Here is a 21700-nt window from a genome sequence, read left to right as displayed (position 1 = left end):
ATGCCGATGCCGATCACGTTGGCGGCTTTGAAGCCGGCGCTTTCGGTGGCGCGCACGCCGCCGAGCACGGTGTTGTCGTTCATGCCGCCGATGATCAGGTTCTTCGCGCCGCTGGGCAGCTTGACCAGGGCCGAGTTGGTGGCGTCCATGCTGCCGGGCACGTCGAGGGTCTTGAGCGCGGCGGTGAGGATATGGTCTTTGGGGATGCCGGCCTCTTCGAGGGATTTGATCGAACCGTCGGTGCGTTTTTTACCGGTGTCGAGCTCGTTGAAGGTGTTGATCACCGCGTAGGTGTCCTTCCAGTCCCAACCGCGTTTCTTCGCCTCGGCGGCCATCGCCGCGCCTTGCTTCTGGCCGACTTCGAACGCGGCCATGCCCAGGTACGGCACGTCTTCCATGAAATTGCCCTTGGCGTCGACGAAGCGATCATCCACGGCCATGACTTTCAAGCCGTTGACCTTGGCCTTGGCGACAATGGCCGGGCCGAGGGACACGTCCGGCGGGCAGATCACAAAGCCCTTGGCGCCGTTGGCGGCCAGGCTGTCGATGGCCGAGAGGGTCTTCTCGCCGTCGGGCACGGCGATCTTGATCACAGTGAAACCATGTTCCTTGCCGGCTTTTTCGGCGAAGGCCCATTCGGTCTGGAACCAGGGTTCTTCGGCTTGTTTGACCAGGAAGCCGATTTTTACTGCTTCAGCGGCCAGCGACAGCCCACTCAAGCTGATGGCCGAGACCGCCACAGCGGCGCAGCACAAGGAACGGATAGCACGACGACGATTCATACGGTTGACTCCTTATTGTTGTTTTCTTTTTTTGTAGGAGCGAGCTTGCTCGCGAAAAGCCTGAGAGCGCCGCGTGCATTCAGGATGCGCGCGTCATCGTTAACGTTTTTCGCGAGCAAGCTCGCTCCTACAGGGGTAAAGCGGTGAAGCGGTATAGCGTTTAGCCGGCAAAGCGATGACAGGGTTTACCGGGCACATCGACCTCGATGGCAAGCACCGCGCCATCCAGGGGGTGTTCGAGAGGGCTGGCGGCGCTGGTGATGTACAGGGTGGTGAGGTCGGGCCCGCCGAACACGCAACTGGTGGGGCGGCTGACGGGCAGTTCGACGATGCGATCGACTTCACCGTCCGGCGTCAGGCGCAGCAGGCAACTGCCGTTCCAGCGCGCGTTCCAGATGTAGCCCTGACTGTCCATCGCCGACCCGTCCGGCCCGCCGCGCCCATGTGGGCCGAACCAGGGCTGGGCGGGGTCGAGTTGGCCGTTCGCTTGGATCGCATGCCGATACAGCGTGCCGTCGAGGCTGTCACCGAAATGCACCTGGCGCCCGTCGTCGCTCCACAGCAAGGTGTTGGGAATACCCAGGCCGTGCAGCAGCGGCGTGACCCGCGCATCGGCATCCACGCGAAACAGCCCGCCGGAACGTCGTGTAACGGGCAGGTCTTCGCCGTGCTCGCCGAGGTTGTTCTGCATGGTGCCCAGCCACAGGCGGCCCTGGGCGTCGCAGCGCGCTTCATTGCCACGGTTGCCCGCGTGCGGGTCGGCCACGCAGAACAGGCTCAAGGCGGCGCTCGCCAGGTCCAGTCGGTAGACGCCGCTGCTCAAGGTCACCAGCGCATCGCCGCGTTCACACGGGATAAACGCGGACACATGCTCCGGCAACCGCCAGGCCTGCAACTGCCCGTCCAGCAGGCGCAGCGCCTGTTTGCCAGCGATGTCGACCCAATACAGGGCCTGGGTGGGCACGTCCCAGAACGGGCCCTCCCCCAGTTGCGCACGGTGTGCGCTGACGGCGTGAAACGACATGTTGCCTCCTGGATTGTTATTGTTCTCAGGTGCGCGTTACAGCGAGTCGCGTGACGGTGTGCCATCCACCAGGCGCTGGATACGCAACGGGTTGGCGTTTTTCAACGCGTCGGGCAGCAGGCTGTCCGGGTAGTTCTGGAAACACACCGGGCGCAGGAAGCGGTCGATGGCCAGGCTGCCGACCGAGGTGCCACGCGCATCCGACGTCGCCGGGTACGGCCCGCCATGCACCATCGCATCGCAGACTTCCACGCCGGTCGGGTAACCGTTGAGCAGGATACGCCCGACTTTCTGCTCCAGCAGCGGCGTGAGTTCGGCGAACTGTTGCAGGTCGGCCGGCTCGCCGATGATCGTCGCCGTGAGCTGTCCGTGCAGGCCATGCAAGGCGGCGCTGAGCTGGGCCTGGTCGGCGACTTCGACGAACACCGTGGTGGGGCCGAACACTTCCTCTTGTAGCACTTCATCGCCGTCGATCAGCAGGCTGACATCGGCCTTGAACAACTGCGGCCGCGCCTGATGCCCGGCTTGAGCCTGACCGGCCAGGTGTTGGATGCCGGGGTGCGCCAGCAGTTTTTGCAGGCCCTTGTCATAGCTGCTCAAGGTGCCGGCATTGAGCATGGTCTGCGCCGGCTGATCGCCGATCAGTTGCGCGACCTGTTGGGTGAACGCACTGAAGGCCGGCGACGCGAGGCCGATCACCAGACCGGGGTTGGTACAGAACTGGCCGCAGCCTTGCACCACCGAGGCAGTCAGCTCGCGTGCCACGGTTTCGGCCCGCGCCTGCAGGGCCTGGGGCAACACGATGACCGGGTTGATGCTCGACATCTCGGCGAATACCGGGATCGGCTGCGGACGCGCCGCCGCCATGTCGCACAGGGCGCGCCCGCCCTTGAGCGAGCCGGTAAAGCCGACCGCCTGGATCGCCGGGTGCTTGACCAGCGCTTCACCGACGCCGCCACCAAAGATCATGTTGAACACGCCCGCCGGCATCTCGGTGGCCTCGGCCGCGCGAATGATCGCATCGGCGACGCGTTCGGCCGTGGCCATATGCCCGCCGTGGGCCTTGAACACCACCGGGCAGCCGGCCGCCAACGCGGCGGCGGTATCCCCGCCCGCCGTGGAAAACGCCAGGGGGAAGTTGCTCGCACCAAACACGGCGACCGGGCCCAGGCCGATGCGGTACTGACGCAGGTCCGGGCGTGGCAGGGGCTGGCGATCCGGTAGGGCCTTGTCGATGCGCGCACCGTAGAAATCGCCGCGACGCAAGACGTTGGCGAACAGACGCATCTGCCCACTGGTGCGCCCGCGTTCGCCCTTGATTCGCGCGGCGGGCAGCGCGGTTTCGCGGCACACCAGGTCGATGAAGTTATCGCTCAGGGCATCCAGCTCGTCGGCGATCGCGTCGAGGAACTGCGCACGCCGCGCGGCACTCAAGACGCGGTAGGCCGGGTAAGCCGCCGCGGCAGCCTGGGCGGCGGCGTCGACTTCTTGCGGGGTCGCCTGGTAAAAATCCTGGGGCAAGGCTTCGCCGGTCGCAGCATCCATGCTCTGGAGCTTGACGCTGCCGTTGGCGCTGCGCTGGCCGCCGATGTAGTTGTGACCAAGGAACTGGGGCATGTGGCTCTCCTTTAAAGGGTGATGACGTCGCCGGGTTCGAAGACGGCGTCGGCACTGCCGACACGATTGACCAGCGGCGCGCCGAACTCGGCCTGGCTGATCTCGAACACATCGCCCGGTTGAGTACGTATACCGTCGGCGAATGACAGGGTGGCGGTGCCGAAGAAATGAATGTGTACATCGCCGGGTTTGAGGAACTGGCTGTACTTGAAGTGGTGGTACTCAAGGTTTTCCAGACTGTGGCACATATTGGCCTCGCCACTGAGGAACTCGTTCTGCCAGATCGCCTCGCCGTTACGCAGGATGCGGCTGGTGCCCGCAAGATGCCGGGGCAACTCGCCCACGCGCAACTCCGGGCCGTAGCTGCAACTGCGCAGTTTGGAATGGGCCAGGTACAGGTAGTTCTTGCGTTCCATCACGTGGTCGGAGAACTCGTTGCCCACCGCGAAACCCAGGCGATAGGGCTTGCGGTCGTGGCCGATCACATACAGCCCGCCGATCTCCGGCTCTTCGCCGGCGTCTTCGGCAAAGGGCGGCACCGGGAACGCCGCGCCGGGGCGCACCACGATGCTGCCGTCGCCCTTGTAGAACCACTCCGGCTGCACGCCCGCCTGGCCGGCCGCCGGTTTGCCGCCTTCCACGCCCCACTTGAAGATACGCATGGTGTCGGTCAACGCGCTGTCGTCACCGGCCTGCTGGTGCATCTTGTCCCGCGCCGACGCGCTGCCCAGGTGGGTCAGGCCGGTGCCGCTGATCAGCATATGGGCCGGGTCCGGGTGGTCCAGCGGTGGCAGGATCTTCAGGTCGGCCAGCAGCTCGGCGTAATGATGACTGTCGCCCAGGCCGAGGCTCTGCACCTGCTGCACCAGGCCCACGCCGGCTTCGATCGCGGCCAGCGCCAACTCGCGCACACTGTGGGCGCTGAGCACTTCGCGCACCTGGCTGCCCTCCACCACGCCGACCCGGCGCTCGCCGTTGGACACCTCGAACTGAACTAAACGCATGAAACTTCTCCTCGATTAAGTACGTGTGGCGCCACGGGCACTGGCGGCGAATTGCTCGGCAGGCAGCACATGCTTGCGCTCCAGCACGCGGTAGACCACGCCGGTCAAGACCAGCCCGAACACCATCACCAGGGACAAAAAGTACAAGCCCGAAGCCAGGTTGCCGGTGTATTCCTTGAGCGCGCCGATCACGAACGGGCCGATATAGCCGCCGAGGTTGCCCACCGAGTTGATCAACGCAATGCCCGCTGCCGCACTGGCGCCGGCGAAAAACCGCCCCGGCAGGGTCCAGAACACCGCCGTGCAGGAAAACAGTGCGAACGCCGCCAGGCACAGCGCGGCCATTTGCAGCACCGGCACACTCAGCCAGGCACTGCAGAACAGGCCGATGGCACCCAGTACATAGAGCACCGCCAGGTGGCCGTAGCGGTCGTTCAAACGGTCGGAACTGCGCGGGATGATCAACAGCCCGACGATGCCGAAGATATACGGCACCGCCGACACAAAGCCGGTAACCAGGTCCGTGCCGCCGAACTGCTTGATCAGGGTCGGCAACCACAGGCCCAGGCCGTAGATGCTCAGGGTCACCGGCAGGTAGAACAGCGCCAGCAGCAGCACGCGCTTGTCCTTGAGGGCGTGCAGCGGGTTGCCGTGGCGGGTCTGGCCGTAGGCTTGCAGGTCCTTGGCCAGTTCGCCGGTGAGCCAGGTTTTTTCGTCCTCGCTCATCCAGTTGACCTGCTTGGGGCCGTCCGGCAGGTAGCGCAGCACCGGCCAGGTGAGCAGGAGCGCCGGGGTGCCGATGACGATGAACAGCCATTGCCAGCCGTGCAGGCCGAGGACGCCGTCCATGCCCAGCAGGCCGCCGGACACGGGGCCGGTGATCATCATCGCGATCGGCTGGGAGAGGATGAACAGCCCGAGGATCTTGCCGCGATGGCGCACCGGGAACCACTGGGTGATGTAGTACAGAACGCCAGGAAAGAACCCCGCCTCCGCCGCGCCGAGCAGAAAGCGCATCACATAGAAGCTGTGTGGCCCCTGCACGAACGCCATGCCGATGGTGATGGCGCCCCAGGTGAGCATGATGCGCGCGAACCAGCGCCGCGCGCCGAAGCGATCGAGCATCAGGTTGCTGGGGATCTCGAACAGGAAATAGCCAATGAAGAACAGACCCGCGCCCAAACCGTAGGCCGCATCACCGATGCCGACGTCGGCGCCCATGTGCAGCTTGGCGAAACCCACGGCGGAGCGGTCCACGTAGGCGATCAGGTACAGCAGGATGAGGAAGGGAATCAGTTTCAGCGTGATGCGCCGTATAAGCCGCAGTTCCTGGCTCATGGGGGTCGATCTCCGATTGTTGTTTTTATAGAAGCTCGGGGGACGCCTCTCGCGAAAATCCGCCAGGGCCATACCTCAGTTAAGCCAGACTATATAGTATGACTATTTGCAAAACAACTCTTCCAAAGCTTCGATTTTGCGCTTATGTTTAAGCACGCATAGAACATATAGTCATACAATAAGAGAAACCATCATGCCTGATAAAAAGCCCGGCCTACGCTCCGCCCAGTGGTTCGGTACCGCCGACAAGAACGGCTTCATGTACCGCAGCTGGATGAAGAACCAGGGCATCGCCGACCATCAGTTCCATGGCAAACCGATCATCGGTATCTGCAACACCTGGTCGGAATTGACGCCGTGCAACGCGCATTTCCGCCAGATCGCCGAGCACGTCAAACGCGGCGTGATCGAGGCCGGCGGCTTCCCCGTGGAATTCCCGGTGTTCTCCAATGGCGAATCGAACCTGCGCCCTACCGCCATGCTCACGCGCAACCTGGCGAGCATGGACGTGGAAGAAGCGATTCGCGGCAACCCCATCGACGGCGTGGTGTTGCTGACCGGCTGCGACAAAACCACCCCGGCGCTGCTGATGGGCGCGGCCAGTTGCGACGTGCCGGCCATCGTGGTCACCGGCGGGCCGATGCTCAACGGCAAGCACAAGGGCCAGGACATCGGCTCGGGCACGGTGGTGTGGCAGCTCAGCGAACAGGTCAAGGCCGGCACCATCAGCCTGGATGACTTCCTCGCGGCCGAGGGCGGCATGTCGCGTTCGGCGGGCACCTGCAACACCATGGGCACCGCGTCGACCATGGCCTGCATGGCCGAGGCACTCGGCACCTCCCTGCCCCACAACGCGGCGATCCCGGCGGTGGATGCACGGCGTTATGTGCTGGCGCATATGTCCGGCATGCGTGCGGTGGAGATGGTGCGCGAAGACTTGAAGCTGTCGAAGATCCTCACCAAGGAAGCCTTCGAAAACGCGATCCGCGTGAACGCGGCCATCGGCGGTTCGACCAATGCGGTGATCCACCTCAAAGCCATCGCCGGGCGCATCGGCGTGGAGCTGGACCTGGACGACTGGACGCGCATCGGGCGCGGCATGCCGACCATCGTCGACCTGCAACCGTCCGGGCGTTTCTTGATGGAAGAGTTCTACTACGCCGGCGGCCTGCCGGCGGTGCTGCGCCGGCTCGGTGAAGCCAACCTGATCCCGCACCCGAACGCCTTAACCGTCAACGGCAAGTCGCTGGGCGAGAACACCAAGGACTCGCCGATCTACGGCCAGGACGAAGTGATCCGCACCCTCGACAACCCGATCCGCGCCGACGGCGGCATCTGCGTGCTGCGCGGCAACCTGGCCCCGCTGGGCGCGGTGCTCAAGCCGTCGGCCGCCAGCGCGGAGCTGATGCAGCACCGTGGCCGCGCCGTGGTGTTCGAGGATTTCGACATGTACAAGGCGCGCATCAACGACCCGGAACTGGAGGTGGACGCCCACTCGATCCTGGTCATGAAAAACTGTGGGCCCAAGGGTTATCCGGGCATGGCCGAAGTCGGCAACATGGGCCTGCCCGCCAAGCTGCTGGCCCAGGGCGTGACCGACATGGTGCGGATTTCCGATGCGCGCATGAGCGGCACGGCGTATGGCACGGTGGTCTTGCACGTCGCACCGGAAGCCGCTGCCGGCGGGCCGTTGGCTGCGGTGCGCGAAGGCGACTGGATCGAACTCGACTGCGCCAACGGGCGCTTGCACCTGGACATCCCCGACGCCGAACTGGCGGCGCGCATGGCGGACCTGAAACCACCGCAGAAGCTGATCGTCGGCGGCTATCGCCAGCTGTACATCGACCATGTGCTGCAGGCGGACCAGGGCTGCGACTTCGATTTCCTGGTGGGTTGCCGCGGGGCCGAAGTCCCACGTCATTCCCACTAATTGGGATGCTATGATGCCGCCTATTTAGCCAGAGCATCCCTGTCGTTATGGATCACCAGCCGTCCAAGCCGCGCAAGAGCATGCATGCCCAGATCGTCCAGGACTTGGGCATGCACATCGTTTCCGGTCGCTTCAAACCAGAAGAACGACTGCCCATGGAGGCCACGCTGTGTGAGGAGTACAAGGTCAGCCGCTCGGTATTGCGCGAGGCGACCCGGGTGCTCAGCGCCAAGGGCCTGGTGTATTCCAAGCCACGGGTGGGCGCGGTGGTGCGGCCGCGGGTGAAGTGGCACCTGCTCGACCCGGACGTACTGTCCTGGTTGATGCAGTCCACCCCCCATAGCGAGTTCTTCAACACCCTGGCTGGCGTGCGGCGCATCCTCGAACCGGAAATCGCCGCCATGGCCGCGACCACCGCGACCGCTGAAGACATCGCCACCATCGAAAAAGCCTACCTCGGCATGGAAACCGCGCAGACCCACGACGCGCTGCTACAGGCCGACCTGGACTTCCACCGTGCGATTGCCGACGCTACACGCAACGACCTGCTGGCGTATATGTGCAACATGCTGTCGCTGCCGCTGCGCGAGTCGATCAACATCACCAACCGCCGCCCGGATATCCAGGGCCTGAGCCTGCCCCGGCACAAGGCGATCCTCACCGCGATCCAGAACCGCGACGCCCTCGGCGCCCGGCATGCCTCGCTGGTGCAACTGGACGACACGCGGGTGGCGCTGGATACGGTGATGAATGTGCTGACGCCGTTATAAGCCCCACCCTCGCTCGACAACCGTGAGGCTCGACGGCACCCGCAAGGCGGGGCGCAAGAACACTTTCTGTCAGCCCTGGAGATCAAATGTGGGAGATGTCGAGCCCCAGCGAGGCTTCGATGACGGTGGTTCTGCCAGCATTGTTGCTGCCTGACCCACCGCTATCGCGGCCTCGCTGGGGCTCGACATCTCCCACAGGTCTTACTGAGCGGCCGCCTCAGCGATAGCGTTCCAACCAATAGGCATACGGCGCAGGCAAGGTCCAGGAGGCGTTCTCTACCCCCAGTTCCTTGGCGGCAAAGTACGCCCAATGCGGATCAGCCAGATGCGCGCGCCCCACCGAGACCAAATCCACCTGCCCGGCCTGCAACGCACCTTCCGCCAATTGCGGCGTGCCAAACCCCCAGGCCGAAGTGACCGGGATGCCGGCTTCGCGACGCACGCGCTCAGCGATCGGCCCCAGGAACGCCGGGCCCCACGGGATCTGGGTGTCAGCAATGGTGAAGCCGACGCTGACGCTCAGCAGGTCGAGGCCACCGGCCTTGAAGCGACGGGCCAGTTCGATGGATTCGGTCAGCGTCTGCTCGTCACGGCCGTCGTATTCGATCACGCCGAAACGCGCGGTCAACGGCAGGTTTTCCGGCCAGACTTCGCGCACAGCGGCCAGGGTTTCCAGGAGGAAACGGCTGCGATTGTCGAAGCTGCCGCCGTAGGCGTCGGTGCGCTGGTTGGAATGTTCGGAGAAAAAGCTCTGGCCCAGGTAGCCGTGGGCGAAGTGCAGTTCGATCCATTCAAAACCGGCGTCGCGGGCACGGCGGGCGGCGTCGACGAAGTCCTGGCGCACGCGGGCGATGTCGTCCAGGGTCATGGCGCGCGGCACGTTAGGCAGGTTGGCGCCGAACGCAATGGCCGAAGGCGCAATGGTTTCCCAGCTGCGCGCATCGGAAGCGGGGATATGGTCGTCGCCTTCCCATGGGCGGTTGGCACTGGCCTTGCGACCGGCGTGGGCGATCTGAATGCCTGGCACCGCGCCAGCAGCCTTGATGGCCTTGACCATCGGCACGAACGCCTGAGCGTGGGCATCGCTCCAGATACCCGCACAACCAGGAGTGATACGGCCTTCAGGGGACACCGCGGTGGCTTCGACCACCAGCAAACCGGCGCCGCCACGGGCCATGCTGGCCAGGTGAACGTGGTGCCAGTCGTTGACGATGCCGTCGTTGGCCATGTACTGGCACATCGGCGGGATCGCGATGCGATTGCGCAAGGTCACGTCTTTGAGTTTGTAGGGTTCAAACAAGGCAGCCATCAGGCACCTCCAGGAGCGAGTGATTGATTCGATAGTTCGATGGTATTCGAACTATGGTATTCAACACCAGCCCTGTTATCATTTGTTTTATGCGAGCCTTCAAACACCCCGCCCTGCAAGACCTGACACTCGAACGCGTGCTCTACGCCTTGAGCGACCCGGTGCGCCTGGAAATCATCCGCTACCTGGCCGACGTGCCCGAGGCCACCTGCGGCGAACTGGACGGCGGACGGCCGAAATCCAGCATGTCCCACCACTTCCGCGTGCTGCGCGATGCCGGGCTGGTCCACACCCGCAGCGTCGGCACCACGCATCTGAATTCGTTGCGCGCGGATGTGCTTGAGGCGCGTTTTCCCGGGTTGCTGGCGAGTGTTCTGGCTCAGCGGTAAACGATAGGATCAGGACAGCGATCCGAGCGTATTACGTCACTGCTCTATTTTGCGGACGGGGGTGTATCGATCAGTTGTGCTCGATAGGTTTTGTAGATCTGTTGAACCTCAGGATCGTCCAGATTTTCGTAAGTTATCCCTTCTTTATCCAGGCCATCCAATCCCTTGATGCCACCTATCATGCCCGGCCATTCATCACGGTGGGCGATATCGACGACAAAGGGTTTCAAGTAATTATTAAGATGCCCCTTGAACGGTGCCCTGAGCTCTTCGCTAAGTGCCCGAAGATAATCGTCCTTGTTCGTTTTCGACCACTCAATGGCGAACTTGGCGCGATAACAAAGTTCCATGAAAACAAGCAGAATCGTGCGCCCATTACCATCAAGAAAAGGGTGCGCAAATGCTAGTTGCCCCATCACATCGCCAGGACGCTCTCTGAAGCGCTTCTTGTTCGACGCCAGTTCAAGCGCATAGTCAATGGAGCGCTTGATCGAGCCAGGATGTTCAAAGACAGTATGCCAAGGATCGTCGTGGGAACCCTTGAATACGGCAAGATGCGGCACCAGATCATTTCGATCTTTACCCGCCCAGTGATAGAAATCAGAAAACAAGATTTCGTGTACTTTGAGGACCGACTTGTAATCAATCGGTTTTTTCTTGGCCAAATAACCCAGTGCATCTTCCACGCTCAACTCAAAGGACAGATGCTCGGACTCCTTGACCTCCATAGGATCTTTAAGCTGTAACGCGTTTTGAAGATATCCAGCGGTATCAAAATCTCCGAAAGGATCAAAACTCATGCGCTGAGTTTCTTCTTGGCGCGGCGCTTCTCCTGAAGATAACTGCCTTGAAGTGCAAGGGTTTCCGACTTGCTCAAAATACCCTTGCGCTTAAGGTTGACCAATAACTGTTCCACGCCATCCAATTCGACCGCATCACCAGCCAGTCCGGTGATGGCAACCGCCATTCGGCTGATGCTGTCACGTTCAGCGGTGACATGATGCGCTTTAGCCAGCCTGCGCACTTTGCTGGCAATACTGACATCGGTTGTACTCGTCATTTGGAATCCCTCTGTTAGCTTTTCGAGCATAGCATGGTGGTGGTCCTTGCTCTCTACCCAGCTCGACGGGCGCAATCATTGATTTGATCCGGTGTACCGCCCTCCTTCACCGAACCTTTCACGGCAAACCAACGTCCGAGCTTAGGCACTGTTGCTTACCGCTCGCCGCGAGGTCTCCGTTTGAAAGCCGCCATCGTCAAAAAATACCGCCTGATCATCAAAACCATGGGCTATGTCGGTTGGGCCCTGTTCTGGCTGTTGCTGTGGGACGTCGCCGTCACCGTGGACTTCATGCTGTTTCTCACCACCAAGATCAACCTGCCGCTGATGCCGCTGACCTTACTCGGTTCAGCGCTGGTGGTGCTGATCAGTTTTCGTAACAGCAGCGCCTACAACCGCTGGTGGGAAGCGCGCACCTTATGGGGCGCGATGGTCAACAATTCGCGCAGTTTCGCGCGGCAGGTGCTGACGCTATTGGATGACCTCGGCAACGACGTGAACCCGGTAAAGGCCACCCTGTTGCGCCGCCATGTGGCCTATGTGAACTGCCTGGCCGCCCATCTCAAGGGCCGGCCGTGCCCGGACGAGGTGCGGGCATTTATTCCGGCCGAGGAATTTGCGCGCAACGGCGCCACCAACAATTTCGCCAATGACATCCTCACCGGCTCGGCGGCGCTGTTGGCCAGGGAATACAAGGCCGGGCACCTGGACAGCATCCGCCTGGCGCGGCTGGAGTCGACGCTGGTGGATTTGTCCAACGCCCAGGGCGGCATGGAACGCATCGCCAATACCCCGCTGCCCTACCCTTACGTGTACTTCCCGCGCCTGTTCATTTCGTTGTTCTGCCTGATCGTGCCGGTGGGCCTGGTCGAATCCCTGGGCTGGTTCACCCCGCTGGCCTCCACGGTGGTGGGCTTCATGCTGCTGGCCATCGAGCGCATCGGCACCGACCTGCAAAGCCCGTTTCATTCCAGCGAACATCAGATCCAGATGGAAACCATCTGCGAAACCATCGAGAACAACCTGCAGTCGATGCAGCGCGATGCGCTGGGCGGCAACCGTATCGGCTGAACGCCCCCACGGCCTCAAGTGCGTGCCCCGACGGTCGATATAAGGGGTACGCATGGGCGCACCCCTCATAACAATACATGCGACGCTACTGTTTTCCCCTTGCCAAAACTATAAATACCCGCGGGAGAAGTCATGAATATCAAGCAAAAGCTGACCTGGGCGTTTGCGGCCATCGCGTGCGTGCCGGTTATCCTGGTGGCGGTGCTGGTGGTGCTGAACCTGCGCGAGGCGGCTGTGGCCAATTTCCTCGACAGCAGCGGCCGCGAGATCCGTCAGATCGATAACGGCATGAAGCAGTTCTTCGACGGCATCAGCCAGAACGTCGAGTACGTGGCCAAAGACCCTCGCGTTGTCGCGGCCAAGGAGCTGAAGAACTACGCCGGTGCCGACGCCGCACAAATCCCGCTGACACCAACGAATAAAGAGCTGCTGGCGATATTCGAGCAGTTCGCCAAAAGCCATCCAAGCACCGCCTACCTGTCCCTGGGCCTGAGCGACGGCGGTTATGCGAGCTGGCCTGACGACACCAAACTGAACAACTACGACCCGCGTGTACGCCCCTGGTACAAAGCCGCCGTGGCCGCTCCGGGCGCCACCGTGCGGACCGGGGCCTATTACTGGGCGCCGGACGATGTGGTGCTGATCGGCACGGTCCACACCGTGGTCGACGCCAGCGGCACCCTGCTCGGCGTGGTCGGCCTGGACGTCTCGCTCAAGCAGCTCACCGAACTGGTGCGCAACATCAAGCTGGGCGACAGCGGCTACCTGATGCTGGTGGAAGCCAACGGCAACGTGCTGGTGGACCCCAGCGACGCCAAGCACAACTTCAAGCCGATGGCCGAACTTGGCGCCAACTACGCCGAACTGGCCAAGCGCGGCGACGGCGTGACCCAAGTGGATATCGATGGCGTGGCCTACATGGCCAACGTGGTCAGCTCCAAAGACCTGGGCTGGCGCTTTATCGGCTTGATCAAGCGCGACGAAGTCATGGCCGACGCCACCCGCCTGACCTGGCTGATCGCAGCCATCGCAGCGGTACTCGCCGTGGTCTTCGCGATTGTCGGCGCGAGCTTCGCCAGCATGATCGTGCGCCCGATTCGCGGGGTCGCCGACGGCCTGCAAGAAATCGCCGAAGGTGAAGGCGACCTCACCCGCCAACTCAAGGTGCAAGGCAAGGACGAAACCGCCAGCCTGGCCGGCTGGTTCAACCAGTTCCTGGGCATGATCGCCCAACTGGTACAGCGCATCGGCAGCGCATCCTCCGACCTGCAAAGCGCCGCCGCCGACACCCGCGAAGTGGCCAACAACCTGAACCAGGCCGCCGGTCGCCAACGTGAAGCCGTGGAGCTGGTGAGTACCGCATTCAACGAAATGGTGGCCACCGCCAACGAAGTCGCCCGCTCCTGCAGCGCCGCCGCGTCCAGCGCCGACGCAGGCTACCGCGATGTACACGACGGCCAGCAGCATATCGGCGAAGCCACCGGCAGCGTGCTCAAACTGAGCGAAGACCTGCAAAAGTCGACCCAGACCATGCAGCAGTTGGAGCAGGACAGCAAAAACATCAACACCATCCTCGACACGATCCGCTCGATTGCCGAGCAGACCAACCTGCTGGCGCTCAACGCGGCGATTGAAGCCGCGCGCGCCGGTGACCAGGGCCGCGGCTTCGCGGTGGTCGCCGACGAAGTGCGCGCCCTGGCCCGCCGCACCGCCGACTCCACCGGCGAGATCGACAGCCTGCTCGGCAACCTCGCGCGCCGCACCCAGGAAGTCACCCTGCAGATGCAAGGCAGCCTGCAGGTGTCGCAAACCAGTGTGGAACGCATCCAGCAGGCCCGCGACAGCTTCGACAAGATCCAAGGCTCGGTGGACTCGATCCGCGACCAGAACACCCAGATCGCCACCGCCGCCGAGGAACAGCACCAGGTCGCCGAACAGATCAACCAGCACATCGCGCAAATCCACGCCGATGCCCAACTGGTGGAAGACTTTGCCCACTCGGCGCAGACCGCCTCTGGCCGTTTGACGGATATCTCCGGGCAGCTCAAAGGCCTGGTCGGCCGCTTCAAGTTCTAACCCCCGCCAATGCAAGGCGGTGAGCCACTCACCGCCTCTGCTGTTTTACCCCACGCCAGCCTCTACCTTGAGCCCGACCGCGCAACCGGTCGCCTTGAGGTGCATTCACACGCCAATACCTCCCGCCGACCTCGGCGTCACTGTCCGCATCCGCGGATAAGGCTGGCGCGCAACCGCCGATCATTCGAACGTGCTGACGTCTATTGCGATTCTCGTATTATGGTATACCATCATACGCAGACCTCTCACATCAGACGGAGCAGCCCATGAGTTTCGAAATCCGCAAGATCGTCAGCTACGTAGAAGAAACCTTTATCGAAGGCGGTAAAGCCGCGGACACTCCCGTGACCATGGTCGGCCTGGCCGTGGTGCTGAAAAACCCTTGGCTGGGTCGCGGTTTCGTCGAAGACCTCAAGCCTGAGATCCGTGCCAATTGCTCCGACCTCGGCGCGCTGATGGTCGAGCGCCTGGTGGGCATCATCGGCGGCGCGGAAAAAATCGAGGCCTACGGCAAGGCCGCAGTGGTCGGTGCCGACGGCGAGATCGAACATGCCAGCGCGATCATCCACACCCTGCGCTTCGGCAACCACTACCGTGAGGCGGTCAAGGCCAAGAGCTACCTGAGTTTTACCAACAAGCGCGGCGGCCCGGGCACGTCGATCCAGATCCCGATGATGCACAAGGACGACGAAGGCCTGCGTTCGCACTACATCACCCTGGAGATGCAGATCGAAGATGCGCCGCGTGCCGACGAAATCGTCGTGGTCCTGGGTTGCGCCGATGGCGGCCGCCTGCATCCGCGCATCGGCAACCGTTATATCGACCTGGAAGAGCTGGCGGCTGAAAAAGCCCAGTAAGCAAGACCGGCCACCCCAACAAAAAGCATGCAGGAGCGCTCCATGATTCGGCTCACCGCTGAACGCACCCCGGCTGGCACCAGTTATCTGGCGACCGGCCAAGGCCAGCCTGTGGTTTTGATCCACGGCGTGGGCCTGAATAAAGAAATGTGGGGCGGGCAAGTCGTTGGCCTGGCCACGAACTACCGCGTGATCACCTATGACATGCTCGGCCATGGCGCCAGCCCGCGCCCGGCCGCCGACACCCCGCTGCTCGGCTATGCCGACCAGTTGCTGGAACTGCTCGACCACCTGCAACTGCCCCAGGCCACGGTGATCGGGTTTTCCATGGGCGGCCTGGTCGCGCGGGCGTTTGCCTTGCATTACCCCGAGCGCCTGAAGGGCCTGGTGGTGCTCAACAGTGTGTTCAACCGCAGCCCTGAACAGCGTGCCGGAGTCATCGCACGTACCGCCCAGGCCGCCGAACACGGCCCCGACGCGAATGCCGAAGCCGCACTGTCGCGCTGGTTCAGCCGTGAATACCAGGCGGCCAACCCGGCGCAGATCGCCGCGCTGCGTGAAACCCTGGCGGGCAACGACCCCCAGGGTTACCTGACCACCTATGAACTGTTTGCGACCCAGGACATGTACCGTGCCGACGACCTCCCGGGGTTGCGCGCACCGACCCTGGTCGCCACCGGCGAACTCGACCCTGGCTCGACCCCGGAAATGGCCCGGCAACTGGCCGATCGCATTCCCGGCGCCAGCGTTGCGGTGCTGGCCGAGCAACGGCATATGATGCCGGTAGAATCGCCGCGCCTGGTCAACCAGTTGCTGCTGGGGTTCCTCGACACGGTGTACGCCCAAAACACTCCTATCAAGGGGATCGTTGCATGACACTCGCACGCTTCCAGATGTGCATCGGCGGTGAATGGGTCGATGCCCTCTCCGGCAAGACCTTCGACAGCCTCAACCCGGCCCTGGCCGAACCCTGGGCGCAATTGCCCGACGCCGACGAAGCCGACGTGGAGCGCGCCGTGCAGGCCGCGCAAAGCGCCTTCGACAGCCCGGCCTGGCGCGGCCTCACCGCCACCGCACGGGGCAAACTGCTGCGCCGCCTGGGTGACCTGATCGCCGCGAACAAGGAACACCTGGCCCAGCTGGAAAGCCGTGACAACGGCAAGCTGATCCGCGAAACCCGTGGCCAGGTCAGCTACCTGCCGGAGTTTTTCCACTATACCGCCGGCCTGGCCGACAAGCTCGAAGGCGGCACCCTGCCGTTGGACAAGCCCGACCTGTTCGCCTACACCGTGCATGAAGCCATGGGCGTAGTCGTTGCGATCATTCCGTGGAACAGCCCGCTGTACCTGACCGCGATCAAACTCGCGCCGGCCCTGGCGGCGGGCAATACCATCGTGATCAAGCCGTCGGAACATGCCTCGGCGACCGTCCTGGAACTGGCGCGCCTGGCCCTCGAAGCCGGCATTCCAGCGGGCGTGGTCAACGTGGTCACAGGCTTTGGCCCCAGCACCGGCGCCGCCCTCACCCGCCACCCGCTGGTGCGCAAGATCGCCTTTACCGGCGGCGCGGCCACGGCAAGGCATGTGGTGCGCAGCAGCGCGGAGAACTTCGCCAAACTCTCCCTGGAACTGGGCGGCAAGTCGCCGAATATCATTTTTGCCGACGCCGACCTCGACAGCGCCATCAATGGTGCAATCGCCGGCATCTACGCGGCGTCCGGGCAGAGTTGCGTCTCCGGTTCGCGCCTGCTGGTGCAGGACGCTATCTACGACGAATTCGTCGAGCGCCTGGTAGCGCGCGCCCAACGCATCCGCATCGGCAACCCGCAAGACGACGCCAGCGAAATGGGCCCCATGGCCACCGCGCAGCAACTGGCCGTGGTCGAAGGCCTGGTGGCGGACGCCATCGCCGAAGGGGCACGCCTGCGCACCGGCGGCAAGCGCCCGCAGAACCTCGGCGAAGGCTGGTTCTATGAGCCGACGCTGTTCGAGTGCGACCGCAACTCGATGAAGATCATGCAAGAGGAAGTATTCGGGCCGGTGGCCTCGGTCATCCGTTTCAAGGACGAAGCCGAAGCACTGGCCATCGCCAACGACTCGCAGTTCGGCCTCGCTGCCGGTATCTGGACCCGCGACCTCGGGCGCGCCCACCGCCTGGCGCGCGATGTGCGCTCGGGGATCATCTGGGTCAACACCTACCGCGCGGTCTCGGCCATGGCGCCCATCGGCGGCTTCAAGAACAGCGGCTACGGACGCGAAAGCGGCATCGATTCGGTGCTGGCCTACACCGAGCTGAAGACGGTGTGGATCAACCTCTCCCAGGCGCCCATGCCTGATCCTTTTGTGATGCGTTAAGAGTCCACAACCATGATCGAACCCGGCATTTACAAAGACGTCATGAGCTCGTTCCCGTCCGGGGTCACGGTGGTCACCACCCTCGACCCGGACGGCGGCATCGTCGGCATCACCGCCAGCGCGTTCAGCGCGCTGTCGATCGACCCGGCCCTGGTGCTGTTCTGCCCCAACTATGCGTCGGACACGTACCCGATCCTGCGTGACAGCAAGCGCTTTGCGATCCACTTGCTGTCCGCCGACCAGACCGCCGAAGCCTATGCCTTCGCCAGCAAAGGCAAGGAAAAAGCCAAGGGCATCGAGTGGCACCTGAGCGAATTGGGCAACCCGCTGCTGGCCAAGGCCACGGCGATCATCGAGTGCGAGCTGTGGCGCGAATACGACGGCGGCGATCACGCGATCATCGTCGGCGCCGTGAAGAACCTGATCCTGCCCGAGCAACCGGTCACGCCGATGATCTATCACAAAGGCAAGCTGGGCCCGCTGCCCACCCTGGCTTGAGGAGCTGTGTGCAATGAGCAACGAAAAGTATGAGCAGGGGCTGAAGATCCGCACCCAGGTGCTGGGCGAAGCCTATGTGCAGCGCTCGATCGAGAACGCCGACGACTTCACCCGCCCCCTGCAAGAGATGGTCACCGAATACTGCTGGGGCCATGTGTGGGGCCGGGAGGGTTTGTCGCTTAAAGAACGCAGCATGATAAACTTGGCAATGATTTCGGCCCTCAATCGGCCTCACGAGCTCAAGCTGCATGTGCGCGGCGCCTTGCGTAACGGCCTGAGTCGTGAACAAATACGCGAAATTCTGCTTCAGGTCGGCATCTATTGCGGGGTTCCCGCCGCCGTGGACAGCTTCCGGCTGGCCCGGGAAGCCTTCGCCGAAGCCGATGCCGAGGCATCCCGTTAACCGCCCCATTCAGAGCAGCCCCCATGAAACGCCTGCCCCTCGACGACAGCTTCAAGGTCAATCACAACCCGGTCACCCTGCGCGAAATCGTGCTGGAGAAACTGCGCAGCGCCATCATGAACTTCCAGCTGCTGCCGGGTGATCGCCTGGTGGAGCGCGACCTGTGCGATCGCCTCGGCGTCAGCCGTACCTCGGTGCGCGAAGCCTTGCGTCACCTGGAGTCCGAAGGCCTGGTGGAATTCGCCGATGCCAAGGGCCCCCAGGTGGCGATCATCACCCTGGCCGATGCCGTCGACATCTATGAACTGCGTTGCGTGCTCGAAGGTTTGATCGTGCAGCTGTTCACCCTGCGCGCCAAGGCCAAGGACATCAAGGCCCTGGAAAAGGCCCTGGAGGAAAACCGCAAGGCCCTCAAGGACGGCGAACTGCAACAGGTCATCGATTCGGTACAGGGTTTCTACGACGTGTTGCTTGAAGGCTCCGGCAACCGCGTGGCCGCCACCCAGTTGCGTCAATTGCAGGCGCGCATCAGCTACCTGCGCGCCACGTCGGTGTCCCAGGAAAACCGTCGCGGCACCAGCAATCAGGAAATGGAACGCATGGTCCAGGCGATCAAGAGCGGCGACCCGCTCGCCGCCCACCAGGCCTGCGTCGACCACGTGCGCGCGGCGGCGGCCGTGGCCCTGGATTACCTCAAGCGCAAACAGGAAGAGACCGGCAAGATCCCCGAGATCACCCTGCCCATCGCCCTCAAAGAACCGCGTATAGGTCACTGACCGTGTTCAGGCCAAGCTTTTGCCCCAAATGCGGCGGCAGTGACCTCGGTCACCAGTTGCCTCCGGGCGATACGCATGAGCGCCTGATGTGCCGCGGTTGCGGCTATATCCACTACATCAATCCCAAGATCATCGCCGGCTGCATCATCGAGCAGGACGGCAAGTACCTGCTGTGCCAACGGGCGATCCCACCGCGCCCCGGCACCTGGACCCTGCCGGCCGGTTTCATGGAAGGCGGCGAGACCACCGAACAGGCCGCGTTGCGCGAAGTCTGGGAAGAAAGCGGCGTGCGCGCCGAGATCGTCTCGCCCTACTCGATCTTCAGCGTGCCGAAGATCAGCGAGGTGTACATCATCTTCCGCGCCATCGCGCTGGAGATCACCGGCCAGTTCGGGCCGGAAACCCTCGACTATCAATTCTTCGCGCCCGAGGACATTCCCTGGGACAGCATCTACTACCCGGCGATCCGGCAGATCCTCGAACGCTACATCGAGGAACGCCAGGCCGGGGTGTATGGCATCTACATCGGGAATGACGACAGCGGCAAGATCCACTTCATCCGCTGATCTTCAAGCTGAACTCGGTTCAAATGTGGGAGAGGGCTTGCTCCCGATGGCAGTGGCATATTCAACATCGTCGTTGGCTGACACACCGCTATCGGGGGCAAGCCCCCTCCCACAGTTTGAAGCGCGTGAATCAACCCTGCTCATCGTCGAAACCAGGGCGCTGCAACGCATCCTATTCCACACCACCGAACCCAATGTGGGAGGGGGCTTGCCCCCGATAGCGGTGTGTCAGCCACTGAATGAGGTGACTGAACCACTGCCATCGGGGGCAAGCCTCCTCCCACATTGGGAACAATACTTGGACTGATATACCTAAGGCGCCAGGCCTTCCACGATGATGATCTGCGCCTGTCCCACGCCCTCACGGTGGGCCTTCGCCGCCTGATACTCGGCGGATTCGTAACACGCCACCGCCTGCTCATAGCTATCGAACTCAATCACCACATTACGCTGCCGCGCCGGCCCGCCTTCCATCGCTTCGCTGCGCCCGCCCCTGGCCAGAAACCGCCCGCCAAACTGCACAAACGCCGCCGGCGCGCGTTGGGTGTACTGCGTGTACTGCTCTGCATCGGACACATCTACATGGGCAATCCAGTAGGCCTTCATCGCGACATCCTCTTGCTTGATTTTTGTGGTATACCATAATACATACAACCAACAAATCGAGCACCCAACATGTCCTTCAACAGCAGCGCAGACATCATCGAAGACTACCGCCAAGGCAAGATGGTGCTCCTGGTAGACGACGAAGACCGGGAAAACGAAGGCGACCTGCTGCTGCCTGCGGCGTGCTGCAGTGCCGAGGCTATCAGTTTCATGGCCCGTGAAGCCCGTGGTCTGATCTGCCTGACCCTCACCGACGAACACTGCCAGCGCCTGGGCCTGGAGCAGATGGTACCGAGCAATGGCAGCGCGTTCAGCACCGCGTTTACCGTGTCCATCGAAGCGGCCAGCGGTGTGACCACCGGTATCTCTGCCGCCGACCGCGCACGCACGGTGGCGGCAGCCGTGGACGTGAATGCCGGGCCGGCCGATATCGTGCAGCCCGGGCACATCTTTCCGTTGCGCGCCAAAGACGGCGGCGTGCTGACCCGCGCCGGCCACACCGAAGCCGGCTGTGACCTGGCACGCCTGGCCGGGCATACGCCAGCCTCGGTGATCGTCGAAGTGATGAACGACGATGGCACCATGGCCCGCCGACCTGAGCTGGAGATCTTCGCGCGCAAGCACGGGATCAAGATCGGCACTATCGCCGACCTGATTCACTACCGCCTCAGCACCGAACGCACCGTGGCGCGCATTGGCGAACGCGACCTGCCCACGGTGCATGGCACGTTCCGCCTGATCACCTTTGAAGACCGCATCGACGGTGGTGTACACATGGCCATGGTGATGGGCCCGTTGCGCCGCGATGAACCTACGCTGGTGCGCGTGCATGTGATCGACCCGCTGCGCGACCTGGTCGGTGCCGACTACAGCGGTCCGTCCAACTGGACGCTGTGGGCCGCCCTGCAACGCGTCGCGGCCGAAGGTCGTGGCGTGGTGGTGGTGCTGGCCAATCATGAATCGTCCCAGGCGCTGCTGGAGCGCGTACCGCAACTGACCCAGGCGCCGCGCCAGTTCAACCGTTCGCAATCGCGGATTTATTCGGAAGTCGGCACCGGGGCGCAGATATTGCAGGACCTGGGCGTCGGCAAGCTGCGTCACCTCGGCCCGCCCCTGAAATACGCCGGGCTGACTGGCTACGACCTGGAGGTGGTCGAGAGCATTCCCTTCACCGAGTGACGGATAACCGGTAAGGCAAAATGCTTGCACAAAGTTTGGAATACCATAATATGATATTCCATAGACCGAACGCTTTCGCCAAGTGCGCCCG

Annotated in this window: 21 protein-coding genes and 2 pseudogenes; 14 read left to right on the top strand and 9 right to left on the bottom strand. The window is 62.9% G+C overall.

The features are described from left to right. The 5 genes from INT12_RS22425 to INT12_RS22405 all read right to left on the bottom strand — a co-directional run. A partial coding sequence (locus INT12_RS22425; RefSeq protein WP_193059020.1) for a substrate-binding domain-containing protein occupies positions 1 to 782 on the bottom strand: 782 nt, incomplete at its 3' end. 160 nt (positions 783 to 942) lie between these two features. Beyond that, positions 943 to 1806 (bottom strand): SMP-30/gluconolactonase/LRE family protein, encoded by an 864-nt coding sequence (locus tag INT12_RS22420; RefSeq protein WP_169883998.1) that lies wholly within the window; start codon positions 1804 to 1806, stop codon positions 943 to 945. 36 nt (positions 1807 to 1842) lie between these two features. Further along, positions 1843 to 3423: an aldehyde dehydrogenase (NADP(+)) gene (locus INT12_RS22415; protein ID WP_104903442.1), complete on the bottom strand. Its 1581-nt coding sequence runs from the start codon at positions 3421 to 3423 to the stop codon at positions 1843 to 1845. An 11-nt stretch (positions 3424 to 3434) separates the two neighbouring features. Then, entirely contained in the window at positions 3435 to 4427 is a 993-nt protein-coding gene (araD1, locus tag INT12_RS22410; RefSeq protein WP_046383885.1) for an AraD1 family protein, read from the bottom strand. A 15-nt stretch (positions 4428 to 4442) separates the two neighbouring features. Further along, complete coding sequence (locus INT12_RS22405) at positions 4443 to 5765, bottom strand: MFS transporter (RefSeq protein WP_017847889.1); 1323 nt, start codon at positions 5763 to 5765, stop codon at positions 4443 to 4445. A 193-nt stretch (positions 5766 to 5958) separates the two neighbouring features. On the opposite strand from INT12_RS22405, the gene INT12_RS22400 reads away from it, so the two are divergent. Further along, complete coding sequence (locus INT12_RS22400; RefSeq protein WP_017847890.1) at positions 5959 to 7695, top strand: IlvD/Edd family dehydratase; 1737 nt, start codon at positions 5959 to 5961, stop codon at positions 7693 to 7695. Between the two features lie 47 nt (positions 7696 to 7742). Next, positions 7743 to 8465 (top strand): FadR/GntR family transcriptional regulator, encoded by a 723-nt coding sequence (locus INT12_RS22395; RefSeq protein WP_017847891.1) that lies wholly within the window; start codon positions 7743 to 7745, stop codon positions 8463 to 8465. A 217-nt stretch (positions 8466 to 8682) separates the two neighbouring features. Here INT12_RS22395 and INT12_RS22390 read toward each other — a convergent pair whose 3' ends face one another. Next, a complete protein-coding gene (locus tag INT12_RS22390; RefSeq protein WP_046383887.1) occupies positions 8683 to 9774 on the bottom strand; it encodes an NADH:flavin oxidoreductase/NADH oxidase in 1092 nt (363 codons plus the stop codon). A gap of 89 nt (positions 9775 to 9863) precedes the next feature. On the opposite strand from INT12_RS22390, the gene INT12_RS22385 reads away from it, so the two are divergent. Beyond that, positions 9864 to 10163 (top strand): ArsR/SmtB family transcription factor, encoded by a 300-nt coding sequence (locus tag INT12_RS22385; protein WP_032804674.1) that lies wholly within the window; start codon positions 9864 to 9866, stop codon positions 10161 to 10163. A 44-nt stretch (positions 10164 to 10207) separates the two neighbouring features. On the opposite strand, the gene INT12_RS22380 is transcribed toward INT12_RS22385, so the two are convergent. Both INT12_RS22380 and INT12_RS22375 read right to left on the bottom strand, forming a co-directional pair. Then, entirely contained in the window at positions 10208 to 10963 is a 756-nt protein-coding gene (locus INT12_RS22380; protein ID WP_169884001.1) for a Fic/DOC family protein, read from the bottom strand. Then, a complete protein-coding gene (locus INT12_RS22375) occupies positions 10960 to 11223 on the bottom strand; it encodes a hypothetical protein (protein ID WP_017847895.1) in 264 nt (87 codons plus the stop codon). The genes INT12_RS22380 and INT12_RS22375 overlap by 4 nt, the downstream gene beginning before the upstream one ends. A gap of 180 nt (positions 11224 to 11403) precedes the next feature. Here INT12_RS22375 and INT12_RS22370 point away from each other — a divergent pair, with 180 nt between their 5' ends. From INT12_RS22370 to INT12_RS22330, 10 genes and pseudogenes are all read left to right on the top strand, one after another. After that, entirely contained in the window at positions 11404 to 12294 is an 891-nt protein-coding gene (locus INT12_RS22370; protein ID WP_017847896.1) for a bestrophin family protein, read from the top strand. Between the two features lie 132 nt (positions 12295 to 12426). After that, a pseudogene (locus INT12_RS32070) lies at positions 12427 to 13509 on the top strand (cache domain-containing protein); the annotation flags it as partial. A gap of 318 nt (positions 13510 to 13827) precedes the next feature. Then, positions 13828 to 14370, top strand: a pseudogene (locus INT12_RS32065) (methyl-accepting chemotaxis protein); the annotation flags it as partial. Positions 14371 to 14636: 266 nt separating this feature from the next. Further along, positions 14637 to 15227 carry an amino acid synthesis family protein gene (locus tag INT12_RS22360; protein ID WP_046383889.1) on the top strand — a complete coding sequence of 197 codons (591 nt, stop codon included), beginning with the start codon at positions 14637 to 14639 and terminating at the stop codon, positions 15225 to 15227. Between the two features lie 42 nt (positions 15228 to 15269). Continuing rightward, a complete protein-coding gene (locus tag INT12_RS22355; protein ID WP_046383890.1) occupies positions 15270 to 16103 on the top strand; it encodes an alpha/beta fold hydrolase in 834 nt (277 codons plus the stop codon). Beyond that, entirely contained in the window at positions 16100 to 17581 is a 1482-nt protein-coding gene (locus INT12_RS22350) for an aldehyde dehydrogenase (RefSeq protein WP_193039785.1), read from the top strand. The genes INT12_RS22355 and INT12_RS22350 overlap by 4 nt, the downstream gene beginning before the upstream one ends. 12 nt (positions 17582 to 17593) lie before the next feature. After that, complete coding sequence (locus tag INT12_RS22345; protein WP_010567340.1) at positions 17594 to 18079, top strand: flavin reductase family protein; 486 nt, start codon at positions 17594 to 17596, stop codon at positions 18077 to 18079. A gap of 13 nt (positions 18080 to 18092) precedes the next feature. After that, positions 18093 to 18482 carry a carboxymuconolactone decarboxylase family protein gene (locus tag INT12_RS22340; RefSeq protein ID WP_046383892.1) on the top strand — a complete coding sequence of 130 codons (390 nt, stop codon included), beginning with the start codon at positions 18093 to 18095 and terminating at the stop codon, positions 18480 to 18482. 23 nt (positions 18483 to 18505) lie between these two features. Further along, positions 18506 to 19258: a GntR family transcriptional regulator gene (locus tag INT12_RS22335; RefSeq protein WP_104903449.1), complete on the top strand. Its 753-nt coding sequence runs from the start codon at positions 18506 to 18508 to the stop codon at positions 19256 to 19258. A 2-nt stretch (positions 19259 to 19260) separates the two neighbouring features. Further along, the gene (locus tag INT12_RS22330) at positions 19261 to 19824 is read left to right on the top strand and encodes an NUDIX hydrolase (RefSeq protein ID WP_046383893.1); all 564 of its coding nucleotides are present in this window, start codon (positions 19261 to 19263) and stop codon (positions 19822 to 19824) included. A gap of 312 nt (positions 19825 to 20136) precedes the next feature. Here INT12_RS22330 and INT12_RS22325 read toward each other — a convergent pair whose 3' ends face one another. After that, complete coding sequence (locus INT12_RS22325) at positions 20137 to 20430, bottom strand: DUF1330 domain-containing protein (protein ID WP_193039786.1); 294 nt, start codon at positions 20428 to 20430, stop codon at positions 20137 to 20139. A gap of 69 nt (positions 20431 to 20499) precedes the next feature. Between INT12_RS22325 and ribBA the strand changes: the two genes are divergently transcribed. Then, positions 20500 to 21609, top strand: coding sequence for a bifunctional 3,4-dihydroxy-2-butanone-4-phosphate synthase/GTP cyclohydrolase II (ribBA, locus tag INT12_RS22320; protein ID WP_193059019.1), 1110 nt, complete (start codon positions 20500 to 20502; stop codon positions 21607 to 21609). Positions 21610 to 21700: the final 91 nt, after the last annotated feature.

The organism is Pseudomonas sp. K8, from assembly GCF_014889455.1.
Lineage (GTDB): Bacteria > Pseudomonadota > Gammaproteobacteria > Pseudomonadales > Pseudomonadaceae > Aquipseudomonas > Aquipseudomonas veronii.
Note: the sequence above shows the minus strand (reverse complement) of the source record. Positions and strands in the feature narration are given on the sequence as shown.